Source organism: Micromonospora sp. CPCC 206171, from assembly GCF_036906755.1.
Lineage (GTDB): Bacteria > Actinomycetota > Actinomycetes > Mycobacteriales > Micromonosporaceae > Micromonospora > Micromonospora purpureochromogenes.
Genome location: NZ_JBAKHT010000018.1, coordinates 91,144 through 109,481, shown reverse-complemented (window position 1 = coordinate 109,481; position 18,338 = coordinate 91,144). Strand labels below are relative to the sequence as shown.

The window sequence follows — 18,338 nt, the reverse complement described above, 5'->3', positions numbered from 1 at the left end:
CCGAGAACCGCACGGCGCCACCACCCGTCCGTCCCGCCGACTGGATCCGATGCTAGGGCCGGTGGCGGGGCCGGACGGGCGGGTCGGGGAAACGTCCGCCTCCCGGGGCGCGGGGGCTCCGGGAGGCGGCCGGCGGCGTCAGCTGCTCAGCCAGCGGTGGATGCAGTGCAGCAGGTCGTCGGCGTCGACCGGCTTGGTGACGTAGTCGCTGGCGCCCGAGGAGATGCTCTTCTCCCGGTCGCCGTGCATCGCCTTGGCGGTGACGGCGATGATCGGCAGCTCGGCGTAGCGGGGCATGGCCCGGATCGCCGCCGTGGCGGCGTAGCCGTCCATCTCCGGCATCATCACGTCCATCAGCACCAGATCGATGTCGTCGTGGCGCATCAGCGTCTCGATGCCCTTGCGGCCGTCCTCGGCGTAGACGACGTCGATGCCGTGCAGTTCCAGGATGTTGGTCAGCGCGAAGACGTTACGGGCGTCGTCGTCGACGACCAGGACCTTGCGCCCGGTCAGCGCCGCCGCGAACGCGTCCCCGGCCAGGGCGGCGTCGGCGGTGGGGGGCGTGAGCGGCACGACCCGTTCCGGGCTCTCCGCCGACAGGTGCAGGGCGATGCGCTCGCGCAGGTCGTCCAGGCTGCGCAGCACCTCCAGCGGCCGGTCCTTGGCGACGGCCTGGAGCAGCGTCTCCTGGCCGGCGCTCAACGGCTGCCCGTGGTAGGCCAGCACCGGCAGGCGGTGCAGGTCCGGGTGGTCGTCGAGCGCCTTGAGCAGGGCTGTCCCACCGTCGACGGACATGTCCAGGTGCAGCACCAGCAGGTGGTGCCGGTGCGCGGTGAGCGCCTCGATCGCCGACGTCGTGTCCACCGCCGTGGCCACGTCGACCGCGTGCTCCGCCGGCCCCGCCGCGACGCCCTGGGCCAGCATGGTGAGCAGGCCCTTGTCGTGTTCCTCGAGCACCAGCAGGCGGCGCTGCTCGGTACGCCGGTAGATGTCCGGCTCCGCCGACCCGGCCAGGTGACCGCCCAGCGGGCCGGCGGAGTCACCGCCGTACGGTCCGACGACGGTGGCGGGCAGGTAGAGGGTGAAGGTGCTGCCCTGGCCGAGGACGCTCTGCGCGGTGATCCGGCCGCCCAGCAGGTGGGCGATCTCGCGACTGATGGAGAGACCGAGGCCGGTGCCCCCGTACCGGCGGCTGGTGGTGCCGTCGGCCTGCTGGAAGGCGTCGAAGATGGCGGTCAGGTGCTGCTCGGCGATGCCGATGCCGGTGTCGATGACGCGGAACGCGATGACGTTCTCCGCCGGCTCGACGCCGCCGGGCAGCTCGTCCGGCCGGGCCCGCTCGATGCGCAGCTGCACCCTGCCCTGCTCGGTGAACTTGACCGCGTTGGAGACCAGGTTGCGCAGCACCTGGCGCAGCCGCTGCTCGTCGGTGTGCAGCGTGGTGGGGACGTCCGGGCCGGTGACGATGTCCAGTTCCAGCCCGCGCGGTGTGGTCAACGGGCGGAAGGTGGCGTCGACGTAGTCGCGCAGGACCGACAGGTCGAAGGTCTCCGGGTTGATGTCCATCTTCCCGGCCTCGACCTTCGACAGGTCGAGGATGTCGTTGATCAGCTGCAACAGGTCGGTGCCGGCGGAGTGGATGACCGTCGCGTACTCGACCTGCTTGCTGGTCAGGTTGCGGTTCGGGTTCTGCGCGAGCAGCTGGGCCAGGATGAGCAGCGAGTTCAGCGGGGTGCGCAGCTCGTGGCTCATGTTGGCCAGGAACTCCGACTTGTACTTCGAGGCGAGCGCGAGCTGCTGGGCGCGCGCCTCCAGCTCCTGGCGGGCCTGCTCGATCTCGGAGTTCTTCGTCTCGATGTCGTGGTTCTGCCGGGCCAGCAGCGCTGCCTTGTCCTCCAGCTCGGCGTTGGAGCGCTGCAGCTCCTCGGAGCGGGCCTGCAGCTCCTCCGACCGGGTCCGCAGCTCGGTCGCGAGGCGCTGGGACTCGGTGAGCAGGATGTCGGTACGGGCGTTGGCGACGATGGTGTTGACATTCACCCCGATGGTCTCGGTGAGCTGGTCGAGGAAGTCGCGCTGGATGTCGGTGAACCGGCTCATGCTGGCCAGCTCGATGACACCGAGCACCTGGTCCTCGAAGAGCACCGGCAGCACCACCAGGTGCAGCGGGGCGGCGGCCCCGAGGCTGGACGAGACGGTCACGTAGTCGGCCGGCACCGCGTCGACCACGATGGCCCGCTTGCTCACCGCGACCTGGCCGACGAGGGAGTCGCCGAGGGCGTAGCGGCGCCGGGTGGCGTCGTGCCCGTAACCGCCGACGACCCGCAGCGCCCTGCCCTCGGCGAGGTCGTCGACCAGCAGGAATGTGCCGAGCTGCGCGGAGACCAGGGGCGCCAGCTCGTTCATCACCAGACCGGCGACGACGTCGAGGTCGCGGTGGCCCTGCATGAGCCCGGAGATGCGGGCCAGGTTGGTCTTGAGCCAGTCCTGTTCCTGGTTGGTGCGGGTGGTCTCGCGCAGCGACTCCACCATCGAGTTGATGTTGTCCTTCAGCTCGCCGACCTCGCCCGGGGCGTCCACGGTGATGGACCGGGTCAGGTCGCCGGTGGCGACGGCGCTGGTCACCTCGGCGATCGCCCGCACCTGGCGGGTCAGGTTGCCGGCCAGCTCGTTGACGTTCTCGGTGAGCCGCTTCCAGGTGCCGGAGACGCCCTCGACCTCGGCCTGACCGCCGAGGCGGCCCTCGCTGCCCACCTCCCGGGCCACCCGGGTGACCTCGGCGGCGAAGCTGGAGAGCTGGTCGACCATCGTGTTGATGGTGGTCTTCAGTTCCAGGATCTCGCCGCGGGCGTCGACGTCGATCTTCTTGGTCAGGTCGCCCTGCGCCACCGCCGTGGTGACCTGAGCGATGTTGCGGACCTGACCGGTGAGGTTGTTCGCCATCGAGTTGACGTTGTCGGTGAGGTCCTTCCAGGTACCCGCGACGTTGGGCACCCGGGCCTGACCGCCGAGGCGTCCCTCGGTGCCCACCTCGCGCGCCACCCGGGTCACCTCGTCGGCGAAGGCGCTCAGCGTGCCGACCATCGTGTTGATGGTCTGGGCCAGGACCGCGACCTCACCCTTGGCCTCGACGGTGATCTGCCGGCTCAGGTCGCCCTGGGCGACGGCGGTGGCGACCAGCGCGATCGAGCGCACCTGGTTGGTGAGGTTGTTGGCCATCTCGTTGACGTTGTCGGTCAGGTCCTTCCAGGTGCCGCCCACGTTGGAGACCCGGGCCTGACCGCCGAGCCGTCCCTCGGTGCCCACCTCGCGGGCGACCCGGGTGACCTCGTCGGCGAACGCGGAGAGCTGGTCGACCATCGTGTTGATGGTCTCCTTCAGCGCCAGGATCTCCCCCCGCGCGTCGACCCGGATCTTCTGCGTCAGGTCGCCCTTGGCGACCGCGGTGGTGACCTCCGCGATGCTGCGCACCTGCGCGGTGAGGTTGTCGGCCATGACGTTGACCGACTCGGTGAGGTCCTTCCAGGTGCCGGAGACGCCCTTCACGTCGGCCTGGCCGCCGAGGCGGCCCTCGGTGCCCACCTCGCGGGCGACCCGGGTGACCTCGTCGGCGAACGACGACAACTGGTCCACCATCGTGTTGATGGTGCTCTTCAGCTCCAGGATCTCACCGTGCGCGGTGACGGTGATCTTCTGCGACAGGTCGCCCCGGGCCACCGCCGTGGCCACCTGGGCGATGCTGCGCACCTGGTCGGTCAGGTTGCCGGCCATCGAGTTGACCGAGTCGGTGAGGTCGCGCCAGGTGCCGGCGACCCCGCTGACCTGGGCCTGGCCGCCGAGGCGCCCATCGGTGCCGACCTCGCGGGCGACCCGGGTGACCTCGTCGGCGAACGACGACAGCTGGTCCACCATCGTGTTGATGGTGCTCTTGAGCTCCAGGATCTCGCCGCGGGCATCGACGGTGATCTTCTGCGACAGGTCGCCCCGGGCCACCGCGGTCGTGACCTGGGCGATGTTGCGGACCTGGCTGGTCAGGTTGCCGGCCATGAAGTTCACCGAGTCGGTGAGGTCGCGCCAGGTGCCGGCGACCCCGGGCACCTCGGCCTGACCGCCGAGGCGGCCCTCGCTGCCCACCTCCCGGGCGACCCGGGTGACCTCGTCGGCGAACGATGAGAGCTGGTCCACCATCGTGTTGATGGTGATCTTCAGTTCGAGGATCTCGCCGCGCACGTCGACGGTGATCTTCTGCGACAGGTCGCCCCGGGCAACCGCCGTGGCGACCTCGGCGATGTCGCGTACCTGGTCGGTGAGGTTGCCGGCCATCGCGTTGACCGAGTCGGTGAGGTCCTTCCAGGTGCCGGAGACGCCGGGCACCTCGGCCTGACCGCCGAGCTGGCCCTCGGTGCCGACCTCCCGGGCCACCCGGGTCACCTCCGAGGTGAACAGCGACAACTGGTCCACCATGCCGTTGAAGACGGTGGCGATCTCACCGAGCAGCCCGTCGGCGTCCTCGGGCAGCCGGGTGCCGAAGTCGCCGTCCCGCACCGCCGTCAGGCCCGCCAGCAACTGCCGCAGGCCCGGATCGGCCATCGGCCCGCCGGCGCTGCCCGCCGTCTCGCGTCGCCGCGGCACCGTCTGTTCGACCACCACTCGCCCCCATCGCCGAGCCACCGGGCACAGGGGAAACCCTTGCCTGGCGACAACATTAACCGCGCAAGTATGCACACTGCCCGAGCCGCCCGCACCGGACGGCAAACGGGGTTGACCTGCGTCGGCGTGGCGGGGCCGGAGTGGGCGCTGCGGCTGGTCGGGTGTGCCGCAGGTCACTGCGGCGACGAGTGGCCGCACGACCGCCGGACCAGCTCCACCATCTCGGTCACCGCGCCGGCCGGGTCGGTCACCGGGAACTGCACCGCGCGGACCACGGCGTCGGGGTCGACCAGCAGGGTGAGCCGCTTGAACCGGTCCACGCCGCCGGCCCGGAACGTCGGCAGCAGCAGTCCCGCCGCGAGCCGCCCATCCTGGTCGGACAGGAGCGGGTACGGCAGCCGGGCGTACTCGGCGAAGGCCCGCAACTGGTCGGGGCGCTGGGTGCTCACGCCCCGCACCTCGGCGCCGGCGGTCCGGATGAGCTCGTGCCGGTCGGCGTACGTGCGGGCCTCCAGCGTGCACCCGACGGCGCCGGGGATGTCCCCCCAGCCCGGCGGAAGTCCCTGGGCACCCGGGGCGAACGCGCCCGGGAAGAGGTAGAGCACCGTCCAGCGGCCCGGCACGGCCGGCGGTTCGTCGCCGCCGTCGTGCCGGGGCAGCGGGACCGTCGGCAGCCGACGGCCGACGAGCTGGCGCACCCGGCGGGCCTCGGCGGAGTCGGCGCGCGCGGTCGCGGTGAGGGCCCCGTCGCCCATCACGTGCCGGTTGCCCCAGTCCTGGAGGGCGACCAGGACCGGCAGCAGTCCCTCCCCCTTCGGGGTGAGCAGGTAGTCGTACCGCGGTGGGTGGCGCGAGTACGCCTCCCGGCGCAGCACCCCGTGCTCGACCAGCGTGGCGAGTCGTTCGGTCAGCGCCCGGCGGCTGACGCCCAGGTCGCGCTGGAGCGCGTCGAAGCGGGTGGTGCCGCCGGCGACGTCGCGCACGATCAGGAAGGTCCACCAGTCACCCAGCACGCCGAGGGCCTGGGCGATGCCGCAGTCGGCGTCGGCGAGGTCCGCCCGCCTCATCCACCCACCTCCTCGCTCGGTCCGCCGTCGACTATAGTCCGTTCCAGATTGGAACTCACTGGCTCGGGGACGGGGGTTGACGGTCATGACCGTCGAGCGGGGAGCCGGGGTGTTCTGGCGCTGGTGGGCCGCCGGCACGACCAGCCTGGTCGGGTCGGCGGTCGGCGGGGTGGCGCTGCCGCTGACCGCGCTGACCGTGCTGGACGCGACCGCCTTCGAGATGGGCCTGGTCGCCGCCGCCGGCTACGTGGCCTGGCTGGTGATCGGGCTGCCCGCCGGGGTCATCGTGCAGCGGTTGCCGCTGCGCGGCGCCCAGGTCGGCGCCGACCTGGCCCGCGCCCTCGCGGTGGCGTCCATCCCGCTGGCCTGGTGGTGGGGGTGGCTGACCGTCGCCCAACTGGTCGTGGTGGCGCTCGTGGTCAGCTTCGCCAACGTGCTCTTCGACGTCGCCAACTCCACCTTCCTGCCGGCCATCGTCGGCCGCGAGCAGCTGCACTCCCGCAACAGCCTGACCTCGGCCACCCACGCCGCCACCCAGCTCAGCGGTCCCGCGCTGGGCGGGCTCGCGGTGCAGGCGCTCGGCGCGGTGCCGACGGTGCTCATCGACGCGGCCAGCTACCTCGTCTCCGCGGCGCTGCTGCGCTCGCTGCCGGCCCGCCGCGCGGACGCCCCCGACCGGTGGCCCCCGATCCGCGAGATGATCGGCGAGGGCTGGCGGTACGTGACCCGCCACCCGGTGATGGGCCCGACCATGTGGACCGCCACCGCGGTGAACTTCGTCTGCGGGGCGCAGCTCGCGGTCTACCCGCTCTACCTCGTCCGCGAGCTGCACGCCCCGGCCGTGCTGGTCGGCGTGCTGCTCGCCGTGGAGGGCGTCGGGTCGCTGGTGGGCGCCGCGCTGACCCCCTGGATCACCGGCCGGTGGGGCACGGCCCGGTCGGTCCTGGTCGCCTGCCTGGTCTCCGTCGCCGGCGCGTTCGTCGTCCCGCTCGGGGTCGGCTGGCCGGCGTACCTGGCGTTCGCCGTCGGCAACGTGGTATTCGCCGGCAGCGTGGTGGTGCTCAGCGTGACCACCCGCACCTACCGGCAGACGGCCAGCCCACCCGAGCTGCTCTCCCGGGTGATGGCCACCGTCCGCTTCGTCTCCTGGGGCGCGATCCCCGTCGGCGGGCTGGCCGCCGGTGCTCTCGCCGGCGGCGTCGGCGCACGGGGCACCCTGTTCGTCTTCGCCGCCGCCGCGGTGTGCGCGCCGCTGGCCCTGCTCCGCTCGCCCGTACGCCGGCTGCGCGACTTCGCCGACCTGCGGGTGAACGGCGTCGATCGCCAGGAGGTCCTCAGCGCCCGGTGACAGCGGGTTGGTGCGGCGTCAGGGCAGCCGCGACCCGGCGGACCCGCTCCGGGTGGGTGAGCACGTCCACGTTGTCGACGTACTGGTCGACGGCGCCGACCGGCGGTCGCCCGCGCAGCGCCGGATCACCGATGGCGGCGCGCAACGCGGTGGCGAACCGGCCGGCGTCCAGGACCAGGAACGGGCGGCCGTGGAAGGGCCGCACCCGGGAATCGATCGGCGCGGCGAGGCGCGTGCCGTTCGTCCAGTCGGCGAGGGTCTCCAAGGCCCGGCCGAGGCCGGCCTCCCGCGCCGTCCAGCCGCCCGGCCCGAGGGCGTCGGTCAGTGCGGCCACCACCGGCGGCGCCTGCGGCAGCCGGGCGAAGGCGGTGCCGAGCCACTTGTCGTACGGGGGCCAGCGGCGGTGCAGCAGCAGCCCGAGGCGCATCAGGTCGCGGGCCAGCCCGGCGGTGACCACCCGGCTGCCCAGCTCGTCGCCGACCTCGGCGCACCGCCCGGCCAGGTGCTCGCCCTGGCCGATCCGGGTCCAGGCGGCGCTCAGCACGTGGCGCCACACGTCGTCCGGGTACCAGGCCAGCCGGGCCCGGGCGGCGCGCAGCGCCCCGCCGAGTCCGTCATGAAAGACCGCCCCGCCGGTCAGCTCGGCCAGTCGCTGGGTGGGCAGTGAGAGCCAGTCCTGCGTGGTGAGCCCGGCGGCCGGGTCGACACCGAGCCGGCCACGTAGCCAGCCGCCCAGTTCGTCCACGCCGACCCCGTGTCGGTCGCCGGCCGCGTCCACCACACCGAGGCGGGTGCCGGGGCCACCGGCGAACCGGGTCGGCCAGCCCAGGAACTGCGCCGGCAGGCCGGCGTCCAGCGCGGCGCGGACCGGCGCGACGTCGGCGACGTCGGCGACGAAGAGCTGTGCCCGCGGACCCCAGTCGTGGTCGGTGGAGCGGGGCGTGTCCAGCCCGAACAGTTCCGACCCGCCGTCGAGCAGGCCGGCTGCGTAGGCCAATCCGGGACAACGCCGCGCCAGCAGCGGAGCGAGGACCTCGTCGTGGAACCTGCGGCAGAGCGTCAGGCCGGGCAGAAACGCCATGCCGGCAGTCTGCCGGTGCGGGCCCGGGCCGGCACCCGATTACCGGCCCGCCCGCCGGTCGCCACCGATAGCCTGGAACACAGGTGGCCGGTGGGAGGTGGGGACGGTGACGCGGGAACGCGCAGCGGTACGGCGTCGCCGAATGCTCGCGGCCGGCATCCTCACCGTGATCGGGTTGGCGCTGCTCGCGTTCGGCCTCACCGTCGCCGACGGCGTCCTGGCCGGCGTGGAGGTGGTGCTGGCGATCGTGCTGCTGCTGGCCAGCTACGCCCTGCAGTACGCGGCCCGCCGCGAGACGCTCTACCGCCACGACGACAAGCGGTGAGCCACGGCGGGACGGCGCGGGCCCGGACCGGAGCCGACCAGGCCGGCGCGGCACGCCACGTTCCCAGATCGTCGTAGGGCTGTGACAGGCTGTCGGGCGTGGCACAGCGACCCCCGATCCTGCTGATCGACGCGCCGAGTCTCTACTTCCGGGCCTACTTCGGCATTCCCGAGTCGGTCGCGAAGACCGACGACGGCCAGCCGGTCAACGCCGTCCGCGGCTTCCTCGACATGCTCGCCCAACTGGTGCGCACCCGCCGCCCCGACCGGATGGTCTGCGCGCTGGACCACGACTGGCGGCCGGCCTGGCGGGTGGAGCTGCTGCCGTCGTACAAGGCGCACCGGGTGGCGCCGCAGGGCGGCGAGGTGGTGCCGGACACCCTCTCCCCGCAGGTGCCGATGATCCTGGACGTGCTGGAGGCGATCGGCATCACCGCGGTCGGCGCGACCGGCTACGAGGCCGACGACGTGCTCGGCACGCTGTCGGTGACCCAGGACGCGCCGGTGGAGGTCGTCTCCGGCGACCGCGACCTGTTCCAGCTCGTCGACGACGGGCGCGGGGTGCGGCTGCTCTACATCGGGCGGGGCGTGGCCAAGCTGGAGGACTGCGACGACACGGCGGTCCGCGCCCGCTACGGGGTGCCCGCCGACCGGTACGCGGACTTCGCCGCGCTGCGCGGCGACCCGAGCGACGGGCTGCCCGGGGTGCCGGGGGTGGGTGAGAAGACGGCCGCCCGGCTGATCGACCGGTACGGCGGCCTCGCCGGCATCCTCGCCGCGCTGGACGAGCCCGGTTCCGGCTTCGCGCCGGGGCTGCGCACCAAGCTGGACGCGGCCCGGGGCTACCTGGCCGTCGCGCCGAAGGTGGTGGAGGTGGCGCGGGACGTACCGCTGCCGGCGCTGCCCACCGCGTTGCCGACGGCGCCCGCGCAGCCGGAGCGGCTGTTGGAGCTGGCGCAGCGGTGGAACCTGGCCGGCTCCTGCCGGCGACTGGTTGACGCCCTCGCCGACCGGCCCTGACCACCGGCCCGGACGGCCGGCGGGGCGGGCCGGGACGGGCGACGGCCGCCGCGGGTTCTCAGGTGGAGAAGTGGTACGCCAGCACGCCGCGGTTGACGGCGGCGATCGCCTGCCGGGCGGTGGACCGCAGGTCGGCCGAGGCGCCCCCGGAGTCGGCGAGCTGACCGAGCAGGTCGACGACCTGCCGGGACCAGCGCACGAAGTCACCGGCGGGCATCTCCCCGTCGATCTCGTGCCCGCTGGCCAGCACCTTGGCCAGAGCCTCGCCCCGGGCCCAGCGGTAGATCGGCCAGGCGAAGCCGAGGTCCGGCTCCCGGGTGACGGTGAGACCTCGGCCGGCCTCGTCGGCCTCGATCTCCCCCCACAGCTTGAGCGTCTCGTCGACCGCGTCGGCGACCGGGCCGCGGGGCAGTCCGGCCCGCTCGTCGACGTCGCGGCGGGCCTCGAAGACCACCACCGAGACGGCGGCGGCCAGCTCGGCCGGGGAGAGCCCGTCCCAGACGCCCCGGCGCAGGCACTCGGCGACGAGCAGGTCGGCCTCGGTCCAGATCCGGCCGAGCATCCGGCCGGCGTCGGTGACCCCGCCGTCGGCGGAGAGGTAGCCCCGGGCGGTGAGCAGCGCGACGATCCGGTCGAAGGTCCGGGCCAGCGAGCCGGTCCGGCCGGCCACCCGCTGGCGCAGCTCCTCGGTGTCCTTCTCCAGCCGGCGGCTCCGCTCCGCCCAGCGGGCGTGCTCCTCCCGGTCGGGGCAGCCGTGGCAGGGGTGGTTACGCAGCTCGGTGCGGAGCTGGCTGAGCCGGTGGTCCTCGCCGGCGGCCTGCCGGGAGCGGCCGCCGCGGCGACCGCCGTGCCGGTCCAGGCCGGTGCCGCTGACCTCGGCGGCGAGGTCGCGCCGGGCGGCCGGGGACCGGTGGTTGAAGTGCTTGGGCACCCGGATGCGGGCGAGCACCTCCGCCGGGGTGGTGAAGTCGCCGGGGCTGACCCGGCCGGCCCAGCGGTCCTGGGTGAGCACCAGCGGGCGCGGCTCGCCGAAGCCGCCGGTGGCCGGGTCGAGGACGACGGCGAGCCCGGCCCGCCGGCCGGACGGCACCCGGATCACGTCGCCGACCCGCAGCCGCTCCAGGGAAGCCACCGCCGCCGCCTTGCGCTGGGTCTGCCCCTGCCGGGCGATGGCCCGCTCGCGGTCGGCGATCGCCACCCGCAGCGCGAAGTACTCGTCGAAGTCGCCGTGGTGGCAGGCGGCCTCCACCCCGTACGCCTCGATGGTCTCGGTGTTGCGCTGTACCTGCCGGGCCAGGCCGACCACCGACCGGTCCGCCTGGAACTGCGCGAACGACGACTCCAGCAGCGCCCGGGCGGGCTCCGCGCCCACCGTGCCGACCAGGTTGACGGCCATGTTGTACGACGGCCGGAAGCTGGAGCGCAGCGGGTACGTCCGGGTGGAGGCGAGCCCGGCGACGTGCCGCGGGTCGGTCTCCGGGGACCACACCACGACGGCGTGCCCCTCGACGTCGATGCCGCGCCGGCCGGCCCGGCCGGTGAGCTGCGTGTACTCCCCCGGCGTCAGGTCGACGTGCGCCTCGCCGTTGAACTTGACCAGCCGTTCCAGCACCACGCAGCGGGCCGGCATGTTGATGCCCAGCGCGAGGGTCTCGGTGGCGAAGACCGCCTTGACCAGACCGCGGACGAACAGCTCCTCGACGACCTCCTTGAACACCGGCAGCATGCCGGCGTGGTGCGCGGCCAGGCCGCGCTCCAGCCCGTCCAGCCACTCCCAGTAACCCAGCACCGTCAGGTCCTCGCCGGGGATGGCGGTGACCCGGGACTCGACCACCCGGCGGATCTCGGCGCGCTCCTCGGGCGAGGTGAGGCGCAGCCCGGCGGCGAGGCACTGCTGCACGGCGGCGGCGCAGCCGGCGCGACTGAAGATGAAGAGGATCGCCGGGAGCAGCCCCTCGCGGTCGAGCCGGTCGACGATGTCCGGACGCATCGGACCGCGCCAGCGGGGACCGCGCCGACCGGCGCCGGGACCGGCGCTGCGGCCCTCGCCCAGCTCCAGGCGGCGGACCGTGTCGCGGGTGTAGCGCAGCAGCTCCGGGTGCACGTCGTGCTTGCGGGCCGCGTCCGCGTCGTGGAACAGGTCGAACATCCGCTTGCCGACCAGCATGTGCTGCCACAGCGGCACCGGCCGGTGCTCGCTGACCACCACCGCGGTCTCGCCGCGCACGGTGACCAGCCAGTCGGCGAACTCCTCGGCGTTGGAGACGGTGGCCGACAGCGAGACCAGGGTGACCGAGGCGGGCAGGTGGATGATCACCTCTTCCCAGACCCCGCCGCGGAACCGGTCGGCGAGGTAGTGCACCTCGTCCATCACCACGTAGGCCAGGCCTTCCAGGGTGGCCGAGCCGGCGTAGAGCATGTTGCGCAGCACCTCGGTGGTCATCACCACCACGGGGGCGTCGCCGTTGATCGCGTTGTCGCCGGTGAGCAGGCCGACCTGCTCGGCGCCGTACCGGTCGACGAGGTCGTGGTACTTCTGGTTGGACAGCGCCTTGATCGGCGTGGTGTAGAAGCACTTGCGCCGGGCGGGCGGCGGCCCGCCGCCGTCGGCCGCCGCCGGCCGCGCGGGCGTTCCCCGCAGGGCCAGGTGTACGGCGAACTCGCCGACCACGGTCTTGCCGGCGCCGGTGGGAGCGCAGACGAGTACGCCGCTTCCCCGTTCCAGCGCCTGACACGCCTCGCGCTGGAAGTCGTCGAGATCGAACCCCAGATCGAGGGCGAACTCGTCCAGCGCCGGGAACTGGGAGGCCTGCGCGGCCCGGCGGCGCGCCGCGGCGTACCGCTCGGCGGGGCTCGACATGTCCTCAAGATTAGTGCGTACTCCGCACGGCTACCTGCCAAGGCCGTCCGCCGGGGTGGTCGGTGGGGGTCGGTAGGGTGCACGACGTGCCGGATCATGCCCAACCGCCCCATGTCCCGAGCGGCGCCGACGACGCCGTCCGCCCGGGTCCGCCCCGCCGCGCCGTGGAGGCGGTCCTGTTCGACTTCCACGGCACCCTGGCCCAGGTGGAGGAGCCCCACGAGTGGGCATGCCAGGCGGCTGCCGCCTGCGGGGTGACGTTGGAGCGGATGCGGGCCACCGCGCTGGCCGACCGGCTGCTCACCGCGGGTCGGGCGGGCGGGCCGCTGCCGGCGCGGGTGCCGCCGCGGCTGGCCGAGCTCTGGGCCGACCGGGACCTCTACCCGTACGCGCACCGGGGCGCCTACACCGGGCTGGCCGAGACGGTGGACGCCGGCATCGAGGGCTTCGCCGAGGCGCTCTACGAGCGGCTGCTGGTCCCGGAGGGCTGGGTGCCCTATCCGGGCGTCGAGGCCACCCTGGGCGCTCTGCACAAGGCGGGGGTGAAGGTGGCGGTGGTGAGCAACATCGGCTTCGACATCCGGCCGCTCTTCGCCGCCTGGGGCCTCGACGGGCTGGTCGACGCGTACGCCCTGTCGTACGAGGTGGGGCGCTGCAAGCCGGACCCGGGGATCTTCCTGCGCGCCTGCGGAATGCTGGGCGTGGACCCGGAGCGGACGCTGATGGTGGGCGACACCCCGGCCGACGCCGGCGCGGTCAACGCCGGCTGCGCCGTGCTGGTGCTGCCCTGCGCCGATCCGGGCCGGGAGAACGGCCTCGGTGCGGTGCTCGACCTGGCGCTGCGCGACTGACCTGCGGCGATGCATCAGCGCTAACAGGATCTTGATAATCGCGTTAGGACCGGCCGCTAACACCGAGGGGTTATCGTCGCTATCGTGACCGAGACGTCGGCCCGGGACCGGATCGTGCGGGCCGCCGCCGCGCTGCTCGCCGCGGGCGGCCGGGCGACGGTCTCCACCCGCGCGGTGAGTCGCGCCGCCGGGGTGCAGGCCCCCACCATCTACCGCCAGTTCGGCGACATGCGAGGTCTGCTCGACGCCGCCGCCAGCTACGGCTTCGCCGCGCACCTGCACGCGCAGGCCGCCCGCGAGCCCGCCGACGACCCGGTGGACGACCTGCGCCGCGGCTGGGACATGCACGTCGGGTTCGGCGTCGCCAACCCGGCCTTCCACACCCTGATGTACGGCGACCCGCGCCCCGGCGCGCGCCCCACCGCCGCCCGGGTGGCCGCCGACATCTTCCGCCAGCTCGTCGTGCGGGTGGCCGAGGCGGGGCGGCTGCGCGTCGACGTGGACCGGGCGGCCGAGATGGTCCACGCGGCCAGCTGCGGTGTCACTCTCACCCTGATCCAGGGCGGCGACCCGGGCCTGTCGGTCGCCACCCGGGAGGCGGTCGTCACGGCGATCTGCGCCGACAGCCCCGCCGCCCGCGCCGTCCGCCCACCCGACCGGCCGGTACGCCACGCCGTCGCGCTGCGGGCGGCGCTGCCACAACTGGCCGGCGACCTCACCCCGGCCGAGCGGGCGCTGCTCGCCGAGTGGCTGGACCGGCTCGCCGGCGCCGACCGGCCAGCGTGACCCCTGCGTCCCGGCGGCATGGCGGCATCCAGGCACGCCGGCAACCGCCGGGTCAGCCTGACGGCCGCACGCATGATCCGCCCCGTTCCGGCGACATGGCGGTGTCCGCGAGGGCGGGAAACCGCCACGTCGGCGAGACGGTGAGGCGGCCGGACGGCGGCGAGACTCGCTCCGTTCCGGCGAGATGGCGGTGTGCGAGGGGGCCGGCGACCGCCAGGTCGGCCACCTGGTGAGCCGGCGAGTGCGGCGGCCGGTGTGGGGGCCTGCACGTGGCGGGCCACCGGCTGCGGGCCGGCCCGGTGGGCGCACTAGCGTCCCGGGGATGGACTCCCGCGCCCGCTCGTCGACGCCCGCCCGCATCCTGCGCCGCTGGGGAACCGGCCAGGTGGGGGCGGTCGGGCTGGTGCTCGGCGGCGCGCTGTCGGTGCACTTCGGCTCGGCGGTCGCCGCGCTGCTCTTCCCCCGGGCCGGGGTGGCCGGCACGGTCACGCTGCGGCTGGCCATCGGCGCGCTGCTCATGCTGCTGGTGTGCCGGCCCCGGCTGCGGGGCTACGGCCGGGGCGACTGGGCGTCGGTGGTCCTGTTCGGGCTCGCTCTGGCCGGCATGAACTCGGTGTTCTACCAGGCCATCGAGCGGATCCCGCTGGGGCCTGCGGTGACCCTGGAGGTGCTCGGGCCGCTCACCCTGTCGGTGCTGACCGCCCACCGGTGGACCGCGTGGTGCTGGGCCGGTCTGGCGCTGGCCGGGGTGGCGCTGCTCGGCCAGGGTGGGTTCGACCGGCTGAACCCGGTCGGTGCCGGTCTGGCGCTGGGCGCGGGGGCGCTCTGGGCGGCGTACATCGTCTGCTCGGCCCGGGTCGGCGGCCGGTTCCCCCGGGCCGACGGGCTGGCCCTGGCCATGACGGTGGCGGCCGTGCTCACCCTGCCGTTCGGGCTGGCCGACGCCGGGACGCGGCTGTGGCACCCGGGCGTGCTGGCGCTCGGCGCCGGGCTGGCGCTGCTCGCCTCGGTGCTGCCCTACACCCTCGAACTGCTGGCGCTGCGCCGGCTGGCCACCTCGACCTTCGCGGTGCTGATGAGCCTCGGCCCGGCGCTCGCCGCGCTCGCCGGCTGGCTGGTCCTCGGGCAGGACCTGCACCTGACGGAGGTGCTCGCCATCGCCCTGGTGGTCGCGGCCAGCATCGGAGCCGTGCGGGCCGGCGCGCCGCGCACCGCCGATCGACCCGAGCACTCCCAGGCCGCACCGGCCGGCCCGGCGGCGACCGGCACGGACGACCAGCTCAGCGCAGCAACCGCACCGCCCCCGGCACGGCGGTGATCCGCACCGGCAGGTCGAGGGAGCGTTCCCCGTCGGCGTACGTGGTGATGCCCTCGGCAGCCAGCTCCACTACGCGGGCCCGGTAGCTGCGCACGAGCGGGTGCGTCACGTGGGTGCCCTGGTAGATGCGCGGCTTGACCCGCATCAGGGTGCGCCGGTCGAACCGCCCGCCGACCACCACGTCCAGCAGCCCGTCGGTGGGGTCGGCGTCCGGGCAGATCCGCATCCCGCCGCCGTAGCTGGCGCCGTTGCCGACCGCCACCAGCACCGCGTCCAGCTCGTGCACCTCGCCGTCCAGGCGCAGCGTGTAGCGGCGCGGGCGCAGCCGGGCCAGCTCGATCAGGATCGCCAGGTCGTAGCGGCGGGGGCCGCGCGGCCAGCGCATCCGGTTGGCCCGCTCGTTGACGATCGCGTCGAAGCCCGCCGCGAGCACCGCCCCGTACCAGCGGTCGCCGCCGTCCGCTCCGGTCATCCGGGCCAGGTCTACCCGCCGGGTGCGCCCCTCGCACAGCGCGGCGGCGATCACCTCGACGGCGGCCAGCGGGTCGGCCGGGAAGCCACTGTCGACCGCGAAGTCGTTGCCGGTGCCGGCCGGCACCGGGCCGAACGGCACCGCCGTACCCGCGACGGCCTGCAACGCCCGGTGGACGGTGCCGTCGCCACCGACCGCGATCAGCGCGCCCGCGCCGCCGGCGACCGCGGCGTGGCACGCCACCTCCGCCTCGGCCGGGGTACCCGCCGTCAGGAGTTCGACCGGGCGGCCGGCGGTGGCCAGCCGCTCCAGCACGGCGGGCAGCAGGCCACGGTGCCGGCCCCGGCCCGCGGTGGGGTTGGCGAGCACGGCCACGGGGCCGGTCGGAAAGTGATCGTCTGCGGTCACGGCGAGCACCGTACGGTACGGCGGACGCCGCCCACCAGGGGCGGCGTCGTCACCGGCGGTAGTGACGGTCAGAAGGTGATGCGGACCTTCAGCGCGGTGCGCTCGTCCATCGCCCGGTAGCCGTCGGGCACCCCGTCGAGGGTGACGGTCCGATCGAAGACCGGCGACGGGTCGATGGTGCCGTCGAGCACGTCGGCGAGCAGCTCCGGGATGTAGGCGCGGGCCGGGGCGACCCCGCCGCCGAGGGCGACGTTGCGGCCGAACATCTGGCGGATGTCCACGCCGGCGCTGCCCCCGTGCGGCACCCCGACGTAGCCGACCGCGCCACCGTCGCGGGCGATGGAGATCGCCGTACGCATGGACTCCTCGGTGCCGACGGCCTCCAGCACGGCGTGCGCGCCGTGGCCCTTGGTCAGCTCCCGGACGGCGGCGACCGCCGCGTCGCCGCGCTCGGCGACCACGTCGGTGGCGCCGAACGCCCGGGCGATGTCGGTGCGGGCGGTGTGCCGGCCCAGCGCGATGATCTGCTCGGCGCCGAGCCGCCGGGCGGCCAGCACCCCGCAGAGCCCCACCGCGCCGTCGCCGACGACCGCGACGGTGACGCCGGGGCGGACCCGGGCGGCGAGCGCCGCGTGGTGGCCGGTGGACATCACGTCCGAGAGCGCCAGCAGCGCGGTGAGCAGCCGCTCGTCGCCGGCGGCCTCGGCGGGGAGCTTCACCAGCGTGCCGTCGGCGTACGGGACGCGGACGGCCTCGCCCTGCCCGCCGTCGGAGCCGGGCTCGCCCCAGAACCCGCTGTGCGGGCAGGAGGTGGGCAGGCCCTCGCGGCAGAAGTCGCAGACCCCGTCGGACCAGACGAACGGCGCCACCACCAGATCGCCGGCGCGCACCGAGGTGACGTCGGCGCCGGTGGCCTCCACCACGCCCAGGAACTCGTGGCCGATGCGCTGCCCCGGCTGACGGCTGGCCACCCCCCGGTACGCCCACAGGTCGCTGCCGCAGATGCAGGCGGTGACCACCCGGACGACCGCGTCGGTGGGATGGCGCACGGCGGCGTCGGGAACCTCCTCGACACGGATGTCGTTCGGGCCGTGGATCACGGTGGCGCGCATGTGGACCGTCCTTCGGTGGATCGACAGTGATCGGGACAGCCGCTCCGGGGCTGGGCGGCGGCGAGCCCGGGACGACGGTAGACCGGCACCGGGGGCGTGCCCAACGCGGCGCGGGCGGGGTGGCGGGCCTCACCCCCTACCCACCGGGACGTGTCTGCCCCGGACGGGCGGAAAAGGGCGGGCACCGGCGGAACCGGTCCCGATACGCTGCGGCCCGCCGCCGGGCATCGGCGGCGTCACGGGGAGGAACGCCAGTGCCGAGCTTCGCCATCCGCACCGCCGACCTGCGCGCGGTCAACTCGATGACCAAGTACCCGTCGATCCCGACGTACCACGCGCTCGACCCCAGGGACGGGGGCCTGCGCGAGGAGGTCGTGGAGTTCACCGGGCCGGTGACCCTGACCGAGAAGGTGGACGGCACGAACAGCCGGATCATCCTCACCCCGGACGGGCGGTACCTGATCGGCAGCCGCGAGGAACTGCTGCACGCCCGCGGCGACCTGATCGCCAACCCGGCGCTGGGCATCGTCGATGCGCTGCGCCGGCTGGCCGAGCAGCTGTGCACGGACGCCCCCGCCGACCGGTTCACCGTGTACTACCTGGAGGTGTACGGCGGCAAGGTGACCGGCGCGTCGAAGCACTACACCGACAGCCGCCGGATCGGCCACCGGCTCTTCGACATCGCCGAGTTCGACGGGTACGCCGACCTGCTGGCCCGGTCGCCGGAGCAGCTCGCCGCCTGGCGCGACGGCGGCGGCCAGCGCTGGCTGGACGAGCGGGAGCTGCTCGCGCGGGCCGAGGCGTACGGGTTGGCGACGGTTCCCCGACTGGCCACGGTGGATGCCGCCGAGCTGCCCCGCGACCTGGACAAGACGTACGCGTTCCTGACCGACCAGCTGCCGCACACGCTGGTGGCGCTCGACGGCGTACCCGGCCGGTCCGAGGGTCTGGTGCTGCGCGACGCCCGCCGGTCGGTGATCGCCAAGGCGCGCTTCCAGGACTACGAACGGTCCCGTCGCCGCCGCTCCGGCGGCCGCTGACCCC

Annotated in this window: 13 protein-coding genes; 7 read left to right on the top strand and 6 right to left on the bottom strand. The window is 74.3% G+C overall.

The genetic code is table 11. From position 1 onward, the window contains the following. Window positions 1-138 precede the first annotated feature (138 nt). A complete protein-coding gene (locus V6U89_RS20615) occupies window positions 139-4,587 on the bottom strand; it encodes a HAMP domain-containing protein (RefSeq protein WP_442933959.1) in 4,449 nt (1,482 codons plus the stop codon). 233 nt (window positions 4,588-4,820) lie between these two features. Then, window positions 4,821-5,714 carry a winged helix-turn-helix transcriptional regulator gene (locus tag V6U89_RS20610; protein ID WP_334572986.1) on the bottom strand — a complete coding sequence of 298 codons (894 nt, stop codon included), beginning with the start codon at window positions 5,712-5,714 and terminating at the stop codon, window positions 4,821-4,823. Between the two features lie 85 nt (window positions 5,715-5,799). Between V6U89_RS20610 and V6U89_RS20605 the strand changes: the two genes are divergently transcribed. Then, on the top strand, window positions 5,800-7,062 hold the full coding sequence (locus V6U89_RS20605; RefSeq protein ID WP_334572985.1) for an MFS transporter: 1,263 nt from the start codon (window positions 5,800-5,802) through the stop codon (window positions 7,060-7,062). Here V6U89_RS20605 and V6U89_RS20600 read toward each other — a convergent pair. Beyond that, window positions 7,049-8,143: a DUF4037 domain-containing protein gene (locus V6U89_RS20600; protein WP_334572984.1), complete on the bottom strand. Its 1,095-nt coding sequence runs from the start codon at window positions 8,141-8,143 to the stop codon at window positions 7,049-7,051. The genes V6U89_RS20605 and V6U89_RS20600 overlap by 14 nt on opposite strands. 106 nt (window positions 8,144-8,249) lie before the next feature. Between V6U89_RS20600 and V6U89_RS20595 the strand changes: the two genes are divergently transcribed. Further along, window positions 8,250-8,468, top strand: coding sequence for a hypothetical protein (locus V6U89_RS20595; protein WP_334572983.1), 219 nt, complete (start codon window positions 8,250-8,252; stop codon window positions 8,466-8,468). Between the two features lie 98 nt (window positions 8,469-8,566). Beyond that, complete coding sequence (locus V6U89_RS20590) at window positions 8,567-9,487, top strand: 5'-3' exonuclease (protein WP_334572982.1); 921 nt, start codon at window positions 8,567-8,569, stop codon at window positions 9,485-9,487. 58 nt (window positions 9,488-9,545) lie between these two features. Here V6U89_RS20590 and V6U89_RS20585 read toward each other — a convergent pair whose 3' ends face one another. Further along, window positions 9,546-12,347: a DEAD/DEAH box helicase gene (locus V6U89_RS20585; protein ID WP_334572981.1), complete on the bottom strand. Its 2,802-nt coding sequence runs from the start codon at window positions 12,345-12,347 to the stop codon at window positions 9,546-9,548. A gap of 164 nt (window positions 12,348-12,511) precedes the next feature. On the opposite strand from V6U89_RS20585, the gene V6U89_RS20580 reads away from it, so the two are divergent. The 3 genes from V6U89_RS20580 (at window position 12,512) to V6U89_RS20570 (ending at window position 15,302) form a co-directional block, all read left to right on the top strand. Continuing rightward, window positions 12,512-13,198 (top strand): HAD family hydrolase, encoded by a 687-nt coding sequence (locus V6U89_RS20580; RefSeq protein WP_334573015.1) that lies wholly within the window; start codon window positions 12,512-12,514, stop codon window positions 13,196-13,198. 84 nt (window positions 13,199-13,282) lie between these two features. Then, entirely contained in the window at window positions 13,283-13,984 is a 702-nt protein-coding gene (locus V6U89_RS20575) for a TetR/AcrR family transcriptional regulator (protein ID WP_334572980.1), read from the top strand. Between the two features lie 322 nt (window positions 13,985-14,306). Beyond that, a complete protein-coding gene (locus V6U89_RS20570; protein ID WP_334572978.1) occupies window positions 14,307-15,302 on the top strand; it encodes an EamA family transporter in 996 nt (331 codons plus the stop codon). Here the strand turns inward: V6U89_RS20570 and V6U89_RS20565 are convergent. Both V6U89_RS20565 and V6U89_RS20560 read right to left on the bottom strand, forming a co-directional pair. After that, window positions 15,265-16,191, bottom strand: coding sequence for a diacylglycerol kinase family protein (locus V6U89_RS20565; RefSeq protein WP_334572977.1), 927 nt, complete (start codon window positions 16,189-16,191; stop codon window positions 15,265-15,267). The two genes, V6U89_RS20570 and V6U89_RS20565, sit on opposite strands and share 38 nt — an antisense overlap. A 59-nt stretch (window positions 16,192-16,250) precedes the next feature. After that, window positions 16,251-17,294, bottom strand: coding sequence for a zinc-dependent alcohol dehydrogenase family protein (locus V6U89_RS20560; RefSeq protein WP_334572976.1), 1,044 nt, complete (start codon window positions 17,292-17,294; stop codon window positions 16,251-16,253). A 254-nt stretch (window positions 17,295-17,548) separates the two neighbouring features. Between V6U89_RS20560 and V6U89_RS20555 the strand changes: the two genes are divergently transcribed. After that, a complete protein-coding gene (locus V6U89_RS20555; RefSeq protein WP_334572975.1) occupies window positions 17,549-18,334 on the top strand; it encodes an RNA ligase family protein in 786 nt (261 codons plus the stop codon). Window positions 18,335-18,338 lie beyond the last annotated feature (4 nt).